Genomic DNA, 21,294 nt, shown 5'->3' on the forward strand with positions numbered 1-21,294 from the left:
ACCTGATTAAATTAAACCAATCATAAAATAACTTTGGTTAGACGGGTCTTTAATGATAATATCCCGTTCACGCATAAAGCGGATATAGCTTTTTGCGGTACGTTCTTTCACGTCCAAAATCTGCTGTATCTGTTCGCACAGGTCTATGTAGGTTATATGTTCCTGTCTGCCGAACACGTCACGAGCAACCCCGACCAATTCCTTTTCCTTGCGCTTCTCTTTTTCCTCACGGGTCTTTTCACCCCTGTAAAGGTGCATCCCGGCTGCCTTGTCCCACGAAAAGAGCATCAAGGGAACATCCAACGGGCTACCGTCCCTTACTTTCAGGGCTTTCACTACTGATTGTGTGGGTTCTTCGTCTTTTTCGATGGAAAGGATAGTTGCCGCCTTTCGTTGTAATTCCGAGCCTAAATGCCCCCGCAGCTTCAAACCATTGGGTACGAAATGCAGCACGCAGAGAATACAAGTATTATAAATTCCTGCCAGTCGGTATAGTTCATCTATAACCGCTACGCTTTCCACTTCATCATTAGCACTTTTTACAAGGTCGGCAATACCATCTATCACGACTAATTGTATGCCCCCGTATTGGTAATAAAACTTATCCATACTTTGAACAATAGCGTGCAGTCGCTCTTTGCGGGACATACCTGTTAGACAAAATGCTTTCAGTTCTTCCGGTTTGTTCGGTTGTTTCGCACGTGCCAGCAGGTTACTTACATTCTTGAACAGTTGTACTTCGGACTGTTCCGTATCATAGAGTAATACCGCTTTATGTTTACTGTTGGCGGCTATCTGTATGCCGAGCGTATCTACTTCCTTATCCGGTTGGCAGATAAAGCCCGCCAACATGGCGGCTATATAATTACTTTTTCCCGTTCCCTCGCCACCAGTAATGCCGAACAGGTTGCCTTGTGTTCCCAGTGGAACGTCCCCGGCAGAGATTATCACCTGTGCTTTTGCCGGGGGATTGTTGAAGTCTATTTCGCACGATTTAAGCATAATCAATGTATCACTATATAGGTTATCTAAAAACTCGATAAACAATTTCAGGAAATCTTCACGGGTATTCCCTGCCTTGAAATAATCGGAAATATCCTTTTCCTCTTTTGTACCGGAAAGCGGTAGAAGCAACCGTTTTACTCCAAATTCTTCCAACTGCTTTTCCTGTTTGCGTGCGCTTTCCTTGCCCGTTTTATCGGTATCATACAATAGGATGATATGTTTAAAACGGAACGTCAGTTTATAAATCAGGGTAGGTGGGATAGTCACCGTTTCACTGTTGAAGCAGATAGCATGAAAACCATGTGCCGCCAATGACATGACATCTTTTTCACCGCCCGTAATAAACAGTGTATCACCCTTTGCGGGCAGTTGTTCCAATCCGAAACAATAGTTTTCCCCGAAGTTACCACCATATAGGAAACGAGTTTTCGAGAACGGACGATATAGCTTTATATACCGTTTACTTTTATACCCGTACATAGGTTCTGTTACGGATGAAGTATAAGTGAACGGTGTTCCATCCGCCGTTACACTCTGAAAGTCCCGTAGGGAACACACCTTATAGAGTTCCAACACTTCCGGTGTGATACCATACTGTTGCCAGTACATCAATTCGGCAAGCGGAAATTTCTGTTCCCTGAACTGGTAAGGTTTGCTTTCCTTTTCAGGTGTTTCTTCCGGTATATCATCTACTATACGGCAAGAAGTACGGGTAACTGGTATCGGATTGCCTGTTGCCAGTCCCAATCCCAAATCCCGGTCTATGGTTTCCAGTATTTCTATAAAATCCATCGAATTATTGCAGTCCAACCCTTTAAGTTGCCCCACGAAAAAGAAACAATCACCGCTATAATTGTCATTGCCAAAATCTTTCATCTTATATATACCACTTCGGCGGTCGAAATAGATATTACAGGACGCTTTATTATCTTCATAAAGCGGGTTCAAGAAATTTCGACCTATCCGCCAATTACCGGGTACATAGTGCTTGAATACAGATAGCCCGTTACTTGTCCTTTCTAATATTTTTTCTTTCCTTAACATATAGCTGGTGGTTGTTTATCAGGTCGTTAATATTCTCCTTATTGCTTTTTATCAGGCGTTCTTCCAGCATCCGTTTTACTTCGCTGATTTTGTAGAAGTAACGTCCTCGAATATTAGAGTAGGCAATAGTTCCAGCCACTCGCAGACGTTGGAGTGTCTTTTCACTGATTTTCAAAAATGTGCAGACCTCGTAACTATCCACCCAAATTTCATCCTCGTTAGTACTTTCCGCTTCTGTGTGATTGAATATATAATCGGCGATAGCGGTAATTTTGTTGTCTAATTCCTTATAGGCTTTTGACTCGAATGTTATTATCTCCATTTTGCTAACTAATTGATTTGCTGCAAAGGTCGGGTGTTCCAAAAGATAAAACTTACAAGATACAACCAAGTTGGTTGATTTATTTTTTTGTGGAAATTGGTATTGAAATAGGGTGAAATAAGAGGAAAAGATGGTAAAAATCCCCTTTAGGATAGGACATAAAAAAACTACCAAGTTGGTAGTAACTTGGTAGTTTTTTAGAGGAAGTTTATTATAGTTTGTCGTCTTCGTCCATTTTGCGCAACAGCTTATTTATAAGGTTAGTAAGGAATGATGTTTTATCTTTTTTTCTCTCTCTGATTGCAAGATAAGTTCGGTAATAGTCCCCTAAGTCTATTTTGAACGATGCTTCTATATAAGTCATAATCTCTTTAATATCAGCGTTGCCATCATTCAAAACTCCGGCAGCATATATGGCATAGCCCAATTCGATAGCAGCAATTTTAGTCCCAGTCCATCGAAAAGGGTTATCCGGTAGTGAAGCCCGGCTAATACTTATTATTTCTTGTTTTTCGACATCTTGTAATCGTTGCTGCAGATAAATTTCCAGCATATCATAAGCCAACATTTTAGCAACCCTATGGTCACAACATGTAGAAAACAGTGGGTCTTTATCGAACATACAACAGTTATGGCATAGTTTATAATTTTCATGTCCTCTAAGGAAATAATATCTATCTAAGTGAGTCGCTTTAGAACGATAATACTGGTAGAAGTCAAGATTGGCATTGCAAAACTCTGTTATTGTTGTTTGTTTCTTTTTATAATACTCTTTAAGAACCTCTTTGCTACCATTGGGTTTTCTTAATTCAAGTGTGTATATATCATTGAAATATATCAGTTTACTTAGAATAAACGGCTTAACGTTTTTAAAGAATGATATTTCTTCATTCTCATCTTGAAAAGTGTATTGATGTATAAACTCTCTTAATTCTTCAAATAATGGTTTAATAAAATCAATCATATATATAGCTTTATCAGGAGATATATCACTATCTATACAGGATGTTTCTATTTCTGTATTGATTTTAGATATTATTTTATCTAAAAAATGTTTCATATTTTAGTGTAAATAAATTTACTTTACGTGATTGATTTATTGACTAATTTTATTTATCCATATTAATTTATATATGTGATAACCCTGAATGATTACAGCAATTGTACATCCTATCAGAAAGGGCATTGAATTTAATAGAAATCCATATATTATATATATCAAGTTACCACATAAGGCTAATAACCGCAAATGAATAATATTTTTCATTGTCATTGACAACAAATTAAATATCAATCCAAAATATCCAATAATATTTATCATATATATTCTTATTACACTAATGCTTATGCCAATTTATCCACCTTTTTTATATATGATGTTTTGTATAGTATTATGTTGATACTTTGGAGTAATAACCCTCAATTAAATATCTATTATCACATTTATAGGTGCATGAATTGTAAAAGTTAAGTTTACATTACTATTTATAAATTATCAATGCTTAATTGAAGCATCATTATTTTTTCAGTTCTATTAAGAACATTCATGGATAAAGGAGCTTTTTCATCTACAAATCCCATTTTATAATATAGTTTATGTGCTCCAACTAATTTGTTAGTCGTTTGTAGCCATAACTTAGAAACTTTATTTTCTTTACATCTTGCAATACATCTTTCAATTAATTTAGTTGCTACTCCTAATCTGCGAGCTTCTTCTGCTACAATTAGCTTTGCAAATTCAAATTGATTTTCATCTAATCTTTTTAATGCTACACATCCTACTATATTATTATGATATTCCGCAAAAAAAACAAAGCCACCATTTAATAAATATGCCTCACCCGGATTATTTATAGTAAATAAATCTTCCTGCTCTAATTTTCCGTTTAGCATATCTGATAACCAATTACCAACTAATGTGGTAAACGAATTTTTTAGTGATGGTCTATAATCTAATATATTAATAAGCGAATTATTTTCTTTTATATCATAAATATGGCAACTATCCATTTTGTTATCTATGCGGGCTAAAATATTTAAAATATCAGGATGTCCTTCTTCTAATATACTTTGAAGAGCGATTGAGAACTTCTTCCACAGTTCTCGTAACTTTGGAAGTTCTGAAATTCCCTTTTCTGATAAATGAATTATTTTAGACCTTTTGTCTTTAATATTTTGCTCTATTTGAACTAAATTCTCATTTTCCATTTCTCTTATTATGTTTTTAACTGTTATGTGAGAAAAGCCAATAATATTAGCTAAATCTAATACAGTCAATGGCTTTTCGGATACGGATAATGCGTAATATACTGAAAACCAACTTGCTTTAAACTGTACATTTTCATCACTGTATAGTTTGTTTCCATCTATGTACAACTTGTCGCTTATTCTTCTAAATCTTGTTGCACCTGCTAAATAGCCTAATTTTATAAATTCGTCCATTTTTTAAAGTTTTATGAAAGTACTTTTATATTTTGATGCAAATATATGAAAGTACTTTTGTATATGCAAATGTTTATTCAATAAAACTTGCATATATAAAAAAGTTTAGTGAAGATTTAGGTGTAAGGTGCAAGTATATATCTATATATAGCTTGCACCTTACACCTAAGCTGAAATATTTATATTCAGACATTTGCGCAATTCGGAAAAGAGTTGTATCTTTGAACCCGTGAGATAGGCAGACAAACAGCGGACAAAGCCAGACAAAAGCGTCAGTGAAAATCGTTACTGTTTCGTTACCTATTTGAAATATTGGAAGCTAAACAAGCTGAAATATAGGTGGTTAGATGGCTGGGTTCAGAACCCTGTCTCTCCGCTAAAAGCAGCTAAATAATGGCTGCTTTTTTATTGAAAATACTTACCGGAATATACAAGGAGAGATGCTCGAGTGGTTGAAGAGGCACGCCTGGAAAGCGTGTATACCCCTAAAGGGTATCCGGGGTTCGAATCCCCGTCTCTCCGCAGGTTGATAACCCGTTTTTATTATTTCTTTCTACTACTTTCCCTGATTTGCAGATTTGTCGGAATGATTACTTGCCTGACTGTTCTATTCCCTTTGATTTGGTCTATTAATAAACGACAAGCCGTTTCTCCCATTTTATAGGTCTGATGTGATACTGCCGATAGTTTTGGTTCTACATAGTTGGCATGTTGTTCGTCTGTATAACCGATGATAGCTATATCTTCCGGAATGCGAAGGTCGTGACTTTTAATAACTTCTATGGCGGCAAAGGCTAATGTGTCATTCATGGCAAGAATGGCATCGGGAGGTTGAGGAAGGGATAACAAGGCTTCCGTTGCTATTTTGCCCTCTTCATAATCTATTTTCCGACAGATTACCAGTTCTTTTTCAATGGGAATATGATTGTCACGAAGAGCTTCCAGGTAACCGTGTTTTCTTTTTGTCACAATATCCAAATGGTTAGCTCCTCCTATGAAAGCCACTCGTTTACTACCTGTATCCAATAAATGTTGGGTAGCCATTTGTGCCGATTGCACTCCATCTGCTACTACCGAAGAAAACTGGTCGGTCAGGCAAACACGGTCGAAGAGGATGAGTGGCATATTAATGTCCTTCAGGGCGGCAAGATGAGCATAATCTGTAGTTTCTTGGGACAGACAGGCAATGATACCCTCCACCCGCATATTGACTAAATTCTCAATGTTCCTTTTCTCATATTCGTAGGATTCATGTGAAGTGGTGATGATAACAAAGTATCCGTTGTCCACTGCCATATTCTCTATCCCGTTCAGGATGGATGCGAAGAAATGGGTAACGATATCCGGTACGACGACTCCAATGATACGCGGGGTGTTTTTTCGCAGACTCATGGCAAAAGGGTTGGGGCGGTAATTCATTTCTTTTGCCAGCTTCTTGGCTTTAGCGCAAAGCTCACTGCTAATTTCAGGACTGTCTTTTAGTGCCCTGGATACAGTGGGGATGGATACGCCTAATGCTTGGGCGAGATCTTTTAATGAAGTATGTTTCCGATATTCCATGTTTTAAGTCTGCTATATTAGATTCGTTTACAAAGAAAACACATTCCCCGATAAAAGACAGTATAGAAGGATGTTTTTTTTACGTAAACCATTACGTATTGTTTTCGCTTCTTATATGCTGTCCTGAATTTATTCTTGTCCTATTTTTGTCGCATCTAAAAACTTTTAAATTTAATTAGTTATGCAATACCATGAAATCGGAAAGACAGGGATGAAAGTATCATCTCTCAGTTTTGGAGCTTCTTCTTTAGGAGGGGTTTTCCATGATGTTAAAGAGAAAGAAGGAATTGAGGCTGTGTTTACTGCTGTCGAATCGGGCATGAATTTTATAGATGTCTCCCCTTATTATGGGCATTATAAAGCAGAGACTGTTTTAGGAAAAGCTTTGAAAGATATTCCACGTGACCGGTATTATCTTTCTACCAAAGTGGGACGTTATGGAAAAGATGGTGTCAATACTTGGGATTACTCTGCAAAGCGTGCGGTAGAAAGTGTATATGAGAGTATGGAACGTCTGAATATCGACTTTATCGATTTGATTAATGTGCACGATATTGAGTTTGCTGATCTGAACCAGATTGTTAATGAGACATTACCGGCATTGGTAGAACTGCGTGAAAAAGGAGTTGTCGGCCATGTCGGAATCACTGATTTGCAACTCGAAAACCTGAAATGGGTAATTGACCACTCTCCGAGCGGTACGGTAGAATCTATACTCAATTTCTGCCATTATTGCCTGTGCGATGACAAGCTAGCGGATTTTCTTGATTATTTTGAATCGAAGGGAATAGGCGTGATAAATGCCTCTCCGCTATCCATGGGATTGTTGAGCGAACGAGGCGTTCCTGCATGGCATCCGGCTCCGGAACCTTTGGTGGATGCTTGTCGCAAAGCAATGGAACATTGTAAAGCGAGAAATTATCCCATTGAGAAATTAGCTATGCAGTTCTCTGTTAGTAATCCTCGGATTGCGACTACATTGTTTAGTACGGCCAATCCGCTGAATGTGAAAAAGAATGTCTCTTTTATTGAAGAGCCGATTGACTGGACGCTGGTGCATGAAGTACAGAAAATTATTGGGGAACAGCAACGAGTAAGTTGGGCTAACTCTTAAAAAAAACAGCTGTCTATATGGACTATACAATAATTGATGCCCATGCCCATTTATGGTTGCGGCAAGATACGGTGGTGGATGATCTGCCCATTCGTACGCTGGATAATGGACGTTCGTTGTTTATGGGAGAAATCCGCCAAATGGTTCCTCCCTTTATGATGGACGGGGTGAATAGTGCAGAAGTTTTCCTGTCGAACATGGACTATGCGCAAGTGGCTGCTGCCGTTATTACACAGGAATTTATTGATGGTATTCAGAATGAATATCTGGCAGAAGTTATTTCCCGTTATCCCGATCGCTTCTTTGTTTGCGGAATGTGTGAGTTTCGTAAGCCCGGGTTTCTGGCACAGGCAAAAGAACTAATAGCAAGAGGTTTCAAAGCTATTAAAATTCCGGCTCAACGCCTGTTGCTTAAAGAAGGACGGGTGATGCTGAATAGTGAAGAGATGATGCGGATGTTCCGCTATATGGAAGAACGGGATGTGATGCTTTCCATAGACTTGGCGGACGGAGCAACGCAAGTTCCCGAGATGCAGGAGGTTATTCAGGAATGTCCCCGGTTGAGAATTGCTATCGGGCATTTCGGAATGGTGACACGTCCGGATTGGGAAGAGCAGATACGGCTGGCTCTTCATCCCAATGTGATGATTGAATCCGGAGGAATAACCTGGCTTTTCAATGATGAGTTCTATCCTTTTAAGGGAGCAGTAAAAGCTATACGGGAAGCTGCCGAACTGGTCGGGATGGAGAAACTGATGTGGGGATCGGATTATCCGCGTACTATTACCGCAATCACTTACAAAATGTCGTATGATTTTATAGTGAAATCACCCGATTTGCAGGAAGATGAAAAAAGGCTGTTCCTTGGAGAAAATGCCCGGAAATTCTATGGATTTACTGATCTTCCCGTATTGCCATATATCAAAAACATGTCTGAATAAGAAGATAATAATACGTATGAAAAAAAATACTTATACGATACCTTTGGCGCTGGTCTTCTGCCTTTTTTTCCTTTGGGCAATTAGCAGCAATCTGCTCCCGACAATGATACGGCAGTTGATGAAAACCTGTGAACTGAACACCTTTGAGGCGTCATTTACCGAAACTGCCTATTGGCTTGCTTACTTCATTTTCCCGATTCCGATAGCTATGTTCATGAAGCGTTATAGCTACAAAGCAGGCATTATTTTCGGTTTATTGTTGGCGGCATTGGGTGGTTTGCTCTTTTTTCCGGCTGCCATGTTGAAAGCCTATTGGGCCTATCTCTGCATATTCTTTATCATAGCTACCGGTATGTGTTTCCTGGAGACTGCTGCCAATCCGTATGTTACCGTTTTGGGTGCGCCCGAAACAGCACCGCGACGGTTGAATCTGGCACAATCTTTCAACGGACTCGGCGCCTTTATTTCCGCTATGTTTCTGAGTAAACTGATTCTGAGTGGCACGCATTATACACGTGATACTTTACCCGTAGATTATCCGGGTGGCTGGCAGGCTTATATACAAGTAGAGACGGATGCTATGAAGTTCCCTTATCTGATGCTGGCTTTGCTGTTGGTGATCATAGCTGTGGTATTTGTATTTTCAAAATTGCCGCAGATAGGAGATGAAAGTAAGACTCCTTCTTCCGGTTCAAAGAAAGAAAAGCTGATTGATTTTGGTGTGCTGAAACATTCACACTTGCGTTGGGGAGTAATTGCGCAGTTCTTTTATAATGGCGGGCAGACAGCGATCAATAGTTTATTCCTTGTCTATTGCTGCTCTTATGCAGGGCTTCCGGAAGAAACCGCAACAACTTTCTTCGGACTTTATATGCTTGCTTTCCTTGTAGGGCGCTGGATTGGTACAGGACTGATGGTGAAATTCCGTCCGCAGGATATGTTGTTGGTTTATTCCTTAATGAATATTCTTTTATGCGGAGTGGTAATGATTTGGGGAGGTATGGTAGGATTATATGCTATGCTGGCTATCTCTTTCTTCATGTCTATTATGTATCCTACCCAGTTCTCTCTGGCTCTGAAGGGATTGGGCGACCAGACAAAAAGTGGTTCGGCTTTTCTCGTGATGGCTATTGTCGGTAATGCCTGTCTCCCTCAGTTGACGGCTTATTTCATGCACGCCAATGAGCACATTTATTATGCAGCTTACTGTGTACCGATGATTTGCTTTATATTCTGTGCCTACTATGGCTGGAAAGGTTATAAGGTTATTGATTAAACAATTAATTTCAAATATATAAAATGAAAGCAGTTCAAATAGTCAATCCCTCTGAAATGAAGGTGGTTGAACTTGAAAAACCGGTGGTTGGTGCCGGTGAGGTGTTAGTGAGAATTAAATATGTAGGTTTCTGTGGTTCCGATTTGAACACCTTCCTGGGGCGTAATCCGATGGTGAAGTTGCCTGTAGTGCCGGGGCACGAAGTAGGCGCGGTCATTGAAGAAATAGGTCCGGATGTTCCGGCAGGATTCGAAAAAGGAATGAATGTGACTCTGAATCCATATACTAATTGTGGTAAATGTGCTTCGTGCCGCAATGGTCGTGTCAATGCCTGCGAACATAATGAAACATTGGGAGTGCAGCGGAATGGCGTGATGTGTGAGTATGCTGTATTGCCTTGGACTAAAATTATTCCGGCAGGTAATATCTCTCCGCGTGATTGTGCCTTGATTGAGCCGATGAGTGTGGGATTTCATGCCGTTTCGCGCGGTCAGGTGATTGACAATGAATATGTGATGGTCATCGGTTGCGGTATGATTGGTATAGGTGCTATTGTTCGTGCCGCTCTCAGAGGTGCCATTGTTATTGCTGTGGACCTGGATGATGAGAAGTTGGAGCTGGCTCGGAGAATGGGAGCGTCTCATACGGTTAATTCTAAAATGGAAGATGTGCATAGCCGGATTCAAGAGATTACGGAAGGCTTTGGAGCTGATGTTGTGATTGAGGCTGTCGGTAGTCCTGTGACTTATGTAATGGCTGTGGATGAAGTTGCTTTTTCAGGGCGTGTCGTTTGCATTGGCTATGCGAAGAGTGAAGTCGCTTTCCAAACGAAGTATTTTGTCCAGAAAGAATTGGATATACGTGGTTCCAGAAATGCATTGCCGGCCGACTTTCGTGCGGTAATCAACTATATGAAGGCAGGAACTTGCCCGGTAGAAGAATTAATAACGAAGGTAGCAGTACCTGAAGATGCATTGGAAGCTATGACGGAGTGGGCGGCTAATCCTGGAAAAGTATTCCGTATCCTTGTACAGTTATAAGAGATTTCAAGGTCTTTTAAATAAGGCTTTTTTGAAGTAAAAGAGGGTGCATTCACTGTAGGAATGCACCCTCTCCGTCTTCAATCGGTCAGTTTAGGTTGGTCTCTTATTGTTTAATCCTATTTTACTCTTTTTTCAGATCTATCCTATAGGTTTGTTTTCCGTCATAAATCGTATTGACGATTATTTTTAATCCTTTCTTTCCTGCCAATTGCTCGGTTATTTCATCCAGTCTGAATGATACGATTCCCCAACCCGGCGTACGTTGTTCATCGTTATAAGCATTGTGCCGGAACTCCAAAGTGAAATATTCGTCTTCCGGATCAGGTGTTTCGGCCGTTTCATTAATAACCAGGTTCAGCATGTGCTTCTTATCTGGATTATTGCTGTGGAAGAACTGGTGCTCTATGTTCAGATAATTCCCCGTAATCCATAATGAGGTAGCATTGATACGGTCATTACCGATGCTGTCAGCTGTTTCCTCGGTAAGTGGAATAATATCTTTTGTCAGTATGTTCTCAAGTTGGATAAGCTTCACATTATAGTCATAGCCCGGGATATCTTCTTCCAATGGAAGGAAATGAATAAATACACGTTGGTTGTTTTTCACTGTGTAGTTATGGATGTAAGTAGTATCACTGGGATACATCTTATCACCGTCATCCAGATTAAAAAAGTATTCCTTTTCTCCTATAACTTCTATAGTACCGATTGTGAAACGGGTACCACGATTTTCGTCATCATCATTCAGACAAGACTGTAACATCGGTATTATTAAAAGTGCAAATGTAAATACTACCGAATAAAATCTCAGCTTCTTCATCAGTTGTTGTTTTTTGGTGTTAATCTTAATTTTCTCCATGTATCCAAAAAATGCAATATGAGGGTGAATACTGCATAAAGGACTGTTAAAGAAACAAAAGAGTTAATTTCTTGCTCGCTACGTGCAGTATTTCTATCTTTGCCGCATTTATAAGGTAAACACGTGTCAAAGGAAAGAATGGAAGAACAGGAACTGGCAGGACGGTGCAGGCAAGGCGACAACCTTGCCAGGAAGGAGCTGTACGAGCGCTATGCAGGGCGGATGCTCAGCGTGTGTCTTCGTTATGCGGGTGACCGTGATACAGCAGAAGACCTCATGCACGATGGTTTCCTGAAGCTCTTCGATTCTTTTGATAAATTCACTTGGCGAGGTGATGGATCCTTGCGGGCGTGGATGGAGCGTGTTATGGTGAATACGGCGCTGCAATACTTGCGCAAGAATGATGTAATAAACCAGTCGGAGGGGCTGGACAACGTACCCGAAACGTACGAGGAACCCGATGCTTCGACAGTGGAAACTATTCCTCAGAAGGTGCTGATGCAGTTTATCAGTGAATTACCTGCCGGTTATCGCACCGTATTCAACTTATATATATTTGAAGAAAAGTCTCATAAGGAAATCGCCCAGATGCTGGGTATTAATGAGAAGTCATCGGCTTCGCAGCTGACACGCGCCAAAGCCACTTTGGCTACAAAAGTGCGGGAGTGGATGAAGAACAATGCTTAATGAAGGAAAGGACGTATGATGAAAGATGATGAATTGTGGTTGAAAAAGATAAAGGAGCGGCTGGATGATTATTCCGAACCGTTGCCTGATACCGGCTGGGAACGGTTGGAGAAGGTATTGCCTGTCTCCGCACCCATGTCTGTAGGGAAGAAGAAACAGATCATGTTCCGTCGTTGGGCGATGACGGCTGCGGCAGTTGTGCTGGTGGCTGTCTCGTCTGTCAGCTTGTGGTTGCTGCAAAGTCCGGTAGTGGACGAGGTGCGTCGTGCAGCTGAACCGGCTCTGGCAACGATACCTGATGTATTGCCGGAACAGACAAAGCCGGATACTCAAGGAGAACAGCCGGAACCTGTTATCCGGCGAGTCATTGAACAAGGGGATTCTCGTCATCAAGCTCTTGTAGCGCAGCATTTGGAGACGGAAAGCAATGTTCAGGAAGTAAACGTGAACCGACAAGAAGAAATAGTGAATTCAGATTTGAATTCAAATGTGACAGAAGCGACGGAAAAAACGGAACAGGCAAAGGAAACGGAAACTTCATCTTCGATTCCTGAAAAGAAGGAACGCGAAGTGTATCGTCCTTCCAGTAGAGATAAACTCCATTTGCCTACTGAAAAGAAATCATCTGCCGGAAATAAAGGTTGGGCGGTTGGCATGTCTGTAGGAAATACGGGAGCACTTGCGTCGCTGGATAATACAAATGGCGGTATGCACTCAGGTCCGAATTCAACTCCGATGTTTAGTGATAAACTGGATTTACCGAATGTTTCCAGTGGTATTCTGGATATTCCTGAAGGACAAGAACTGGTATTTGAAGGTGGAGTACCTTATCTGCGGAAAAATACCCGTCAGGTTAAAAATATCAAGCATAAGCAACCTCTTAGTTTCGGCTTATCGGTACGGAAAGCATTGCCGAAAAACTTTTCTGTGGAAACCGGTGTGACTTATACGATGCTGTCGTCTGAAATAACATATGAAAATAGTTCGGAAAAGACAGATCAAAAACTGCACTATATCGGTATTCCGGTGCGTGCGAACTGGAGTTTCGTTAATGACAAACGTTTCACGGTATATGTATCTGCTGGTGGTGCAATAGAGAAGTGCGTCTATGGTAAGGTAGGAAGCGAAAAGGAAACGGTGAAACCCGTGCAATTATCTGTAATGGGTGCGGTAGGTGCTCAATATAATATTAGTAATAGAGTGGGAATATATGTAGAGCCCGGTGTTTCCTATTTCTTTGACGATGGCTCTCCGATAGAGACTATACGAAAGGAAAACCCGACGAACTTTACGTTGCAGGCAGGTATCCGTCTGACTTACTAATCAGTATGAATAAAGAGTGATAGAGTGGTAGGGTGATAAAGTAGCTGCGCTGTATATCACAGAGCGTTATCTCACTACCACTTTATCACCCTACCACTCCTTTATTTTAGTTTACTATAACCGTTTCGAAGTATTCCTTGAATAACTTTTCCGCACGTTCCAGCAGTTCGGGAGTGTTTTCTTTTACTTCTTTCAATTGGTAATCCCATCCCATAGCTTCGTACTTATGCACGCCCAGGCGATGATAGGGAAGTATTTCTACCCGCTGTATACTTTTATATTGGCCGAGATGTTCGCCCAAACTGCGGATATCTTCCTCAAAATCACTATATCCCGGCACTAATACATAGCGTAGCCAGAAAGGGCGGTTCTGTTCCTCCAACCAGGCGGCCGTATGCAAAGTTTTTGCATTGCTGCATCCGGTCAGCTTCTTATGGCGTTCGGGATTGAATTCTTTGAGATCCAGTAGCACTAAATCCGTCAGGCTCAATAATTCTTCTACTTTTTCATTCCAGATGCCGCCATTGGTATCCAGGCAGATGTGAATGCCGTTTGCTTTCAAATCTTTGAACAGAGGTATAAGCGCTTCGGCCTGTAATGTAGGTTCACCGCCTGAGAATGTGATGCCACCCTTTTTTCCGAAAAATACTTTCTGGCTGATAGCCATTTGCAGAATTTCTTCCGGTGGAGTAGGTGTACCCCCTTTTGCGTCTATTGTATCCGGGTTGGCACAATACAGACAACGGAACGGACAGCCTTGCAGGAAAACGACGAGCCGGAGACCCGGCCCGTCGAATGTTCCCATACTTTCGTAGGAGTGTACGTTTATCATATTACATCCTTTCGTGGAAACTACGGCTGATGACCTCTAACTGGTGTTCTCGGCTCAACTTCACAAAATTCACAGCATAGCCGGAAACACGAATCGTCAGTTGCGGATACTTTTCCGGATGCTCCATGGCATCTTCCAGCATTTCACGGTTCAGTACGTTTACGTTCAGGTGGTGTGCACCTTTAGTAAAGTAACCGTCCATCATTGTTACCAGGTTTTCAACACGGTCTTCCGGTGTCGGGCCGAGAGATTTCGGAACGATTGAGAACGTATTACTGATACCGTCCTGTGAGTCACGATAACGCAACTTAGCTACGGAACTCAACGATGCGATGGCACCGTTCTTATCGCGTCCGTGCATCGGGTTGGCACCCGGGGCGAAAGCTACACCTTTGGCACGTCCGTCAGGGGTGGCACCTGTTTTCTTACCGTACATTACATTGGAAGTAATTGTCAGCAATGAAAGGGTAGGACGGGCATTCTTGTAAACAGGTAACTTTTTCAGCTCTTCGCTGAAATAGTATACCAAGTCCACACCGAGGTGGTCCACACGGTCATCATTATTACCAAAGCAAGGGAATGTTCCTTCAATATCGAAACCTTCCGTTAAGCCGATGTCGTTACGACGTGCTGTAACCTTTGCATTCTTGATGGCTGACAGTGAGTCGATGGCAATGGAAAGACCGGCTACACCATAAGCCAGATTAATGCGTGGATTTGTATCGATAAATGCCATCTGAGCCTTTTCGTAATAATACTTATCGTGCATGAAGTGGATGATGTTCATTGCTTCATTATAAACACGGGCAATTTCGGTCAGCACTTTCTTGTAGTTCGACATTACTTCCTCAAACTTCAATGTTTCACCGGTCAATACGGGAATACCCTTTACCATGACAGTGCCGGTGTTTTCACAACGTCCGCCGTTGATAGCAAGCAACAAGGCTTTTGCCAGGTTGGCACGTGCACCGAAGAACTGTATCTGCTTGCCGATGGCCTGATAGGATACACAACATGCGATACCATAGTCGTCACAGTTACGTACTTCGCGCATCAGATTATCATTTTCGTATTGAATAGAGCTGGTATCTACAGATACTTTGGCACAAAATTCTTTGAAACCTTCGGGCAACTCAGGTCCCCACAATATCGTCAGGTTCGGTTCGGGAGAAGGACCGAGGTTATACAATGTTTGCAGGAAGCGGAAGGAAGTCTTTGTTACCTTTACGCGTCCGTCGTTGAAACGTCCGCCAATGGCTTCCGTTACCCAGGTCGGGTCTCCGGCAAAGATATCGTTGTATGACTGCATACGCAGATGGCGCACCATGCGGAGTTTGATAACGAACTGGTCGATCAGCTCCTGGGCAAATGTTTCATTGATTTTACCGTGTGCCAGATCATATTCAATAAAGATGTCGAGGAACGAAGAGACGTTACCCAAAGACATGGCTGCACCGTCTTGTTCTTTTACAGCGGCCAAATAAGCCATGTACACCCATTGTACGGCTTCCTGTGCCGAAGTAGCCGGACGACTGAGGTCGAGTCCGTAATATTCGCCCATTATCTTAATATCTTTCAAAGCCTTGATCTGCTCTGCCACTTCTTCACGCAAGCGAATACGGGCATCGGTCATCGGACCGGTCAGATTGTGCAAATCTTCCATTTTGGCTTCGATGAGGCGGTCGATACCATAAAGTGCCAGACGGCGGTAGTCGCCGATGATACGCCCGCGGGCATAGTTATCGGGAAGTCCGGTGAGGAAACCCAATGAGCGGAATGAGCGAATCTCTTCAGTATATACATCGAATACGCCGTCATTGTGTGTCTTGCGATAATGGGTAAAGATATCTTTTACCTTATCATCTATTTCTACGCCGTTTTCGCGGCAAGCTTTCATTACTACGTTGATGCCACCGAACGGCTTGATAGCACGTTTCAACAACTCATCTGTCTGCAAGCCAACGATAAGTTCATTCTCCTTATCTATATAACCTGCCTGATGTGAAGTAATGGTAGATACGGTATGAGGATCGAGAGAACGAACGCCGTTGTTGGCTCTTTCTTCTTCGAGTGCTTTCAGACAAAGTTCCCAGATTTTTTTCGTGCGCTCGGTAGGTCCTTGCAGGAAGGATGCGTCTCCAGTGTAAGGCGCGATGTTTTTACTAACGAAATCACTGACATTGATTTCTTTGCTCCAAAGCCCGTCAATAAAGGTTTTGTTCAATTCCATAATATTCATTTTGTTAGTGGGTAAATGTAATGTTATCCTTTTGGGGCTGCAAAATTACGGAAATATTTCCGTAATAGTATGGATATATATGCCTTTTTTATGTTGAACAGCATAAAATAACTATTGTTAGGTATGCCACTTTCATCACTCACTGGAAAGTTTGTTTTTATGTCGGTTGTCGTCACTTTTATATTATCTTGTTGATAGATAGGGTGTTATTAGTGTAGACAAAATGTTTTACCGTCACTCGTGTGGTGTATCTGCTTGATTATTAGCTATGTTTTTAGTGCTGACAAAAGTGACGGCAAATCACTTGCCGTCACTACCACCTTTTGTTCCTCTTAAATCTTTTCAATCTTTTCCTCTTTTTCCTGATTTATTCTGTTTACCTTTGCCGTCAATTATTAATAAACACGATATGGAAACATTCGATTACTCGCAAGTGCCTTATGGTTTTGGCTTATGTGCATCTGCAGATTGCCCCAAGACTTCTACTTGTCTGCGTCACATAGCTTTGGAGCATGCTCCCGTAAAATATCCGTTCCTGCCCACCCTGACTCCTCAAAAACTGCAAGCCATGAAGGGAAAATGCGAATATTATCGTTCGAACAAGCCGGTGCGTTATGCTAAAGGATTCACACAATTATTGAATTCCCTGACAGTGAGTGTCTCTGGTACATTCAGATGGCGGCTCATTTCACACCTCGGACGCAAGAACTACTATCTTGCCCGTAAAGGTGACTGGGTGATAAAGCCTGCCGACCAGCAGTATATCATTCGTCTGGCCAAAGAGTGCGGACTCCAGTTGGATGACTACTTTGATGATTATGTGGATAGGTATAATTGGGGAGACTAAAGAGTTCATTTCTGGCCTCATATAAGTGCTTTATCATATTGATATATAATGTGTTGAAGTTTTCTGCGCTTGGGAACGACCGTTTCCCCTAATGGAAACTGCGGTTTCCCCTAATGGGAACGACAGTTTCCTTTAATGGGAACGCTCGTTTCTCTTCATGGGAACGCTCATTTCTCTTCATGGGAACGTTCATTTCTCTTCGTAGGAATGTTCATCTCCTGACTTATAACACTCATTTAATCGTAGTGATGATTTAGACAATAAAAGCAATTGAAATTTGCAAAACAATGCTTTTTTCTTACTTTTGTAAAAGTCTTATTCTTGTTTGCAGACAGATATTAGAGATTGGGAGGTGCGCAACAATGACATGGAATATATGAAGCGTTTCCACCGAATTGGGAGAATGTGCCATTTGAATTGTTGAATAATAAGACTTTGTTAAACTTAAAAAAAAAAGTAAGAAAAATGAACTCGGAAAAAAGAAAGGAACAGATTAATTTGGACAGTAGGTGTTTTGCTCAGGAAACCCTTATCCGTATGGCGGACGGGCAGGAGAAACAAATTAATGCGATTCGTGTCGGAGAAAAGGTATTTTCCGTATCGGGTAAGGCTGTCCGGGTAATGGATATCATTGTTGGAATAGAAGAAAAAGTAGTTGTGCTGGTCACTCAAAGCGGCAAACGGATACGTCTGACATCTGACCATCCGGTTCTAACGGAACAACGTGGCATACAGCGTGTCAATGCACTGCTCGCTACCGACAAAGTGCAAACTGCAGACAGGGATTTTGAGGAAATAGACAACCTCTACACGGAAGTGTACAATGACAGAGTGTATAACCTGTGCCTGGAAGAAGAAAGTTTCCTCTTTGGTAACGGCATTGCGGTGGGAGATTTTGATTCTCTGCAAAATATTTGGCGTTCTGCCCCTGCTCCCCCGGTTTCAGAAGAGGGGCAACACGTGTCTGATCTTATAGAGGAATTTAGAAAATTACAAGAGAGAGGAAATATATGAACTGTTTCCGATTCACTTTGCAGTGATTTTGTTTACTTGCAATGGTGCGGGATTCATTGCATCGGCTAATCTTCTTGTATATACACTAAATTTAGGCATAGAAGATGTTTTTTGTGCGGAAATGTTTGTGATATAAAAAAAGAATCGTAAATTTGCACCGCTTTAAGAGAAAAGCACTTCTTGAAAGAGGAGTTTGGAGAGGTGGCAGAGTGGTCGATTGCGGCGGTCTTGAAAACCGTTGTACTGCGAGGTACCCGGGGTTCGAATCCCTGTCTCTCCGCAGAAATTATAACCCCTTGTAAATCAATGATTTACAAGGGTTTTTTAGTTCTTTAAATCTCCCGAACCTATTTGTTAATGTGTTGTATTGTGTTGATAATTAGTATTTTATGATATTTTTTCTTTGTTACTTGTTCTAATTTGGCATTAAAAATAGATGTTGAGGGTGGCTAAATCGTGTCCCAAAATTGAACTGAGAAATATCCACGATTTAATATCTATCTTTCACATAATGAGTTAATTGTCCTCTCGTTTCTCAAAAAGATACTTTTTTGCTTTATTGTATAATTGTTTTTGCTCTCCTTTGGTAATTGTTTAATTTAAAGCCTATCATTATGAGACAAACATTTTCCTTATTATTCTTTTTGAAGAAAAGACAGAATCACATGGAGGGCCTACATCCGATTATGGTTCGTATCACTATCAATGGTGAAAGTACAGAGGTTAGTACTGGTCAGAAATCATTAATAGCTAATTGGAATATCCGATTACATCAGTGTGTAGGGAGTAGTGCAAAACAAACAAACTTATTTTTGAAAAGTATCAGGTTCAGGTTAAATCAAATTTATTATCAACAGACTTTATATGGCCAAATGACTACTTCTAAAAAGGTTAGAGATGCTTTTACTGGAGCAGATAAAAAATTACATTATTTACTTTCATTATTTGAATTGCATAATGAGAGTATAAAGAAGCAGGTTGGTATAAGCAAATCCGCTACGACTTATCGGAAGTATGAGACTACACGTAAGCATCTACAAGGCTATCTTCGAACTAAATGCTTGGAGGATATAATTCTGGAAAATATTAATCATGCATTTATTTGTGGATTTGAAGTCTACTTACGTGTTACAGCGCATTGTGCACACAATACAACTGCTAAGTTTTTACAGTTTTTCAAGCGAATAATTATCCTTGCTCTAAATAATGGGTATATAATAAAGAATCCATTCTCAGAGTATCAGATCAAACTACAAAAGGTGGATAGAGGATATTTGACTAAAGAAGAGCTTCAAAAAATCATAGTGAAGAATTTTGATATTAAACGGTTGGAGTTAATCAGGGATCTTTTTGTTTTTTCATCGTTTACAGGTTTATCTTATATAGATATAAAGAATTTATCCAAAGATCATTTGTATATTGCTCACGACGGAAATTTATGGTTGCGTATGAACCGTAATAAAAGTGGTGAAACAACAAATGTGCGTCTGTTTAATCTTCCTAAAAGTTTAATTTCAAAATATGATAATCCTGATTCGACTTATTTGTTTCCGGTTCCGAGTAACCAAAAAGTAAATGCTTATTTAAAAGAGATTGCTGATGTATGTGGTATTCATAAAAATCTAACCTTTCATGTTGCTCGGCATACGATGGCAACGACTGTTTGCTTGGCAAACGGTGTGCCTATTGAGAGCCTATCTAAGGTTTTAGGACACACTAATATAAAAACTACTCAACTGTATGCCAAGATTACAGATGAAAAATTGAGTAATGATTTGGCTATACTCATATCAAAGATAGATTAGACTTTTACATCTTAAGCTTCATGTATTGAAAATAGATGGAGCTTAAGAAAACTTAATTTGGTATTGATTTTATTTGTAAAGAAACTGTTTTAGTACAAACTCTACGACCAAAAGGTGGGCCGTTCGCCCTCATGAAGAATCAGTGACAAAGTTCAAGCGCTAGCTTAAGCGACTGTGCAAGCGGAACTGGAGTATTTCCATGTCTGACCGCATCTCCCGACTGAATCTCGTGATACGTGAATGGATAAACTACTTCTGCCTGTCTGACATGAAAAGTAAGATGGAGAAGATAGATGAACATTTGCGCAGGATGCTACGAGTGGTAATATGGAAGCTGTGGAAGAAACCGAAGAAACGTACGTGGGGGGGTCGTAAGCTTGGTGTTAGCGATGATTTAGCTCAACGCGCTTCCGTTTGTGGTAATCGGTACCAGTGGATGGTAACTAAAACATGTATTGCTCGGGCTATATCCAAGAAATCGCTATCTTAAAAGGGGGTAGTGAACTGTTTGGACTACTACACATTACGACATGCTTTGAAAATAAATTAAACCGCCGTATGTATGCCGAACGGTACGTATGGTGGTGTGAGAGGTGGAAAATGAAAGTAGGAAGAAAACTGCTCTCGTTTTCTTCCTACTCGATTTGCTTAAAATGTTGATAACTAAAAATATGATTGAGCTAAGAAATTCAATATAAATCACTATATTTGCAAAATACATCAAAAAAATGACTAATGAAACAGATAAATAGGTTAAAAGTCGTACTTGTGGAGCAGAATAAAACCGGAAAGTGGTTGGCTGAAACTTTAGAAAAGAATGAAGCTACTGTTTCCCGTTGGTGTACCAATGAATCACAACCTTCGCTTGAAACATTGGTGAAAATCGCCAATGCCTTGAAAGTGGATGTGAAAGACTTACTTGTTTCAACAAAGGAATAAAA

At 40.6% G+C, this 21,294-nt stretch carries 19 protein-coding genes and 2 tRNA genes; 13 read left to right on the top strand and 8 right to left on the bottom strand.

What is annotated here, in order from left to right:
* Positions 1-6 precede the first annotated feature (6 nt).
* The 4 genes from K6V21_RS15095 to K6V21_RS15110 form a co-directional block, all read right to left on the bottom strand.
* A complete protein-coding gene (locus tag K6V21_RS15095; protein ID WP_224319118.1) occupies positions 7-2,049 on the bottom strand; it encodes a bifunctional DNA primase/helicase in 2,043 nt (680 codons plus the stop codon).
* The gene (locus K6V21_RS15100) at positions 2,012-2,371 is read right to left on the bottom strand and encodes a helix-turn-helix domain-containing protein (RefSeq protein WP_224319119.1); all 360 of its coding nucleotides are present in this window, start codon (positions 2,369-2,371) and stop codon (positions 2,012-2,014) included. The genes K6V21_RS15095 and K6V21_RS15100 overlap by 38 nt, the downstream gene beginning before the upstream one ends.
* Before the next feature lie 211 nt (positions 2,372-2,582).
* A complete protein-coding gene (locus K6V21_RS15105; RefSeq protein WP_117693092.1) occupies positions 2,583-3,431 on the bottom strand; it encodes an RteC domain-containing protein in 849 nt (282 codons plus the stop codon).
* A gap of 425 nt (positions 3,432-3,856) precedes the next feature.
* The gene (locus tag K6V21_RS15110; RefSeq protein ID WP_117693090.1) at positions 3,857-4,813 is read right to left on the bottom strand and encodes a bifunctional helix-turn-helix transcriptional regulator/GNAT family N-acetyltransferase; all 957 of its coding nucleotides are present in this window, start codon (positions 4,811-4,813) and stop codon (positions 3,857-3,859) included.
* A gap of 434 nt (positions 4,814-5,247) precedes the next feature.
* On the opposite strand from K6V21_RS15110, the gene K6V21_RS15115 reads away from it, so the two are divergent.
* Positions 5,248-5,335 (top strand) — tRNA-Ser (locus K6V21_RS15115).
* 21 nt (positions 5,336-5,356) lie between these two features.
* On the opposite strand, the gene K6V21_RS15120 is transcribed toward K6V21_RS15115, so the two are convergent.
* Complete coding sequence (locus K6V21_RS15120) at positions 5,357-6,373, bottom strand: LacI family DNA-binding transcriptional regulator (RefSeq protein WP_224319120.1); 1,017 nt, start codon at positions 6,371-6,373, stop codon at positions 5,357-5,359.
* Positions 6,374-6,554: 181 nt separating this feature from the next.
* On the opposite strand from K6V21_RS15120, the gene K6V21_RS15125 reads away from it, so the two are divergent.
* The 4 genes from K6V21_RS15125 to K6V21_RS15140 are packed head-to-tail and all read left to right on the top strand — an operon-like array spanning position 6,555 to position 10,744.
* Positions 6,555-7,487, top strand: coding sequence for an aldo/keto reductase (locus K6V21_RS15125; protein ID WP_224319121.1), 933 nt, complete (start codon positions 6,555-6,557; stop codon positions 7,485-7,487).
* A 17-nt stretch (positions 7,488-7,504) separates the two neighbouring features.
* Positions 7,505-8,428: an amidohydrolase family protein gene (locus tag K6V21_RS15130; protein ID WP_224319122.1), complete on the top strand. Its 924-nt coding sequence runs from the start codon at positions 7,505-7,507 to the stop codon at positions 8,426-8,428.
* Between the two features lie 16 nt (positions 8,429-8,444).
* Entirely contained in the window at positions 8,445-9,704 is a 1,260-nt protein-coding gene (fucP, locus tag K6V21_RS15135) for an L-fucose:H+ symporter permease (protein ID WP_044272316.1), read from the top strand.
* Positions 9,705-9,727: 23 nt separating this feature from the next.
* Positions 9,728-10,744 (top strand): zinc-binding alcohol dehydrogenase family protein, encoded by a 1,017-nt coding sequence (locus K6V21_RS15140; protein WP_224319123.1) that lies wholly within the window; start codon positions 9,728-9,730, stop codon positions 10,742-10,744.
* 124 nt (positions 10,745-10,868) lie between these two features.
* Here the strand turns inward: K6V21_RS15140 and K6V21_RS15145 are convergent, their stop codons facing one another.
* Positions 10,869-11,567 carry a NigD-like protein gene (locus K6V21_RS15145; RefSeq protein ID WP_217713808.1) on the bottom strand — a complete coding sequence of 233 codons (699 nt, stop codon included), beginning with the start codon at positions 11,565-11,567 and terminating at the stop codon, positions 10,869-10,871.
* 177 nt (positions 11,568-11,744) lie between these two features.
* Between K6V21_RS15145 and K6V21_RS15150 the strand changes: the two genes are divergently transcribed.
* Positions 11,745-12,293 (top strand): RNA polymerase sigma factor, encoded by a 549-nt coding sequence (locus tag K6V21_RS15150; protein ID WP_007213274.1) that lies wholly within the window; start codon positions 11,745-11,747, stop codon positions 12,291-12,293.
* Between the two features lie 15 nt (positions 12,294-12,308).
* A complete protein-coding gene (locus tag K6V21_RS15155; RefSeq protein ID WP_224319124.1) occupies positions 12,309-13,616 on the top strand; it encodes a porin family protein in 1,308 nt (435 codons plus the stop codon).
* A gap of 106 nt (positions 13,617-13,722) precedes the next feature.
* On the opposite strand, the gene pflA is transcribed toward K6V21_RS15155, so the two are convergent.
* Positions 13,723-14,448, bottom strand: a complete 726-nt coding sequence (gene pflA, locus K6V21_RS15160; protein WP_224319125.1) for a pyruvate formate-lyase-activating protein — start codon at positions 14,446-14,448, stop codon at positions 13,723-13,725.
* A 1-nt stretch (position 14,449) separates the two neighbouring features.
* On the bottom strand, positions 14,450-16,678 hold the full coding sequence (gene pflB / locus K6V21_RS15165; protein ID WP_224319126.1) for a formate C-acetyltransferase: 2,229 nt from the start codon (positions 16,676-16,678) through the stop codon (positions 14,450-14,452).
* Between the two features lie 418 nt (positions 16,679-17,096).
* On the opposite strand from pflB, the gene K6V21_RS15170 reads away from it, so the two are divergent.
* From K6V21_RS15170 to K6V21_RS15195, 6 genes are all read left to right on the top strand, one after another.
* Positions 17,097-17,534, top strand: a complete 438-nt coding sequence (locus K6V21_RS15170; RefSeq protein WP_224319127.1) for a DUF6078 family protein — start codon at positions 17,097-17,099, stop codon at positions 17,532-17,534.
* Between the two features lie 465 nt (positions 17,535-17,999).
* Positions 18,000-18,548, top strand: coding sequence for a Hint domain-containing protein (locus K6V21_RS15175; protein ID WP_224319128.1), 549 nt, complete (start codon positions 18,000-18,002; stop codon positions 18,546-18,548).
* A 195-nt stretch (positions 18,549-18,743) separates the two neighbouring features.
* A tRNA-Ser gene (locus K6V21_RS15180) sits at positions 18,744-18,828 on the top strand.
* A gap of 334 nt (positions 18,829-19,162) precedes the next feature.
* Positions 19,163-20,353, top strand: coding sequence for a site-specific integrase (locus K6V21_RS15185; protein WP_224319129.1), 1,191 nt, complete (start codon positions 19,163-19,165; stop codon positions 20,351-20,353).
* Positions 20,354-20,525: 172 nt separating this feature from the next.
* Positions 20,526-20,843: a group II intron maturase-specific domain-containing protein gene (locus K6V21_RS15190; protein ID WP_224322052.1), complete on the top strand. Its 318-nt coding sequence runs from the start codon at positions 20,526-20,528 to the stop codon at positions 20,841-20,843.
* 245 nt (positions 20,844-21,088) lie between these two features.
* Positions 21,089-21,292 carry a helix-turn-helix transcriptional regulator gene (locus K6V21_RS15195; RefSeq protein WP_217713819.1) on the top strand — a complete coding sequence of 68 codons (204 nt, stop codon included), beginning with the start codon at positions 21,089-21,091 and terminating at the stop codon, positions 21,290-21,292.
* The last annotated feature ends 2 nt before the right edge of the window (positions 21,293-21,294 follow it).

Source organism: Bacteroides cellulosilyticus, assembly GCF_020091405.1.
Lineage (GTDB): Bacteria > Bacteroidota > Bacteroidia > Bacteroidales > Bacteroidaceae > Bacteroides.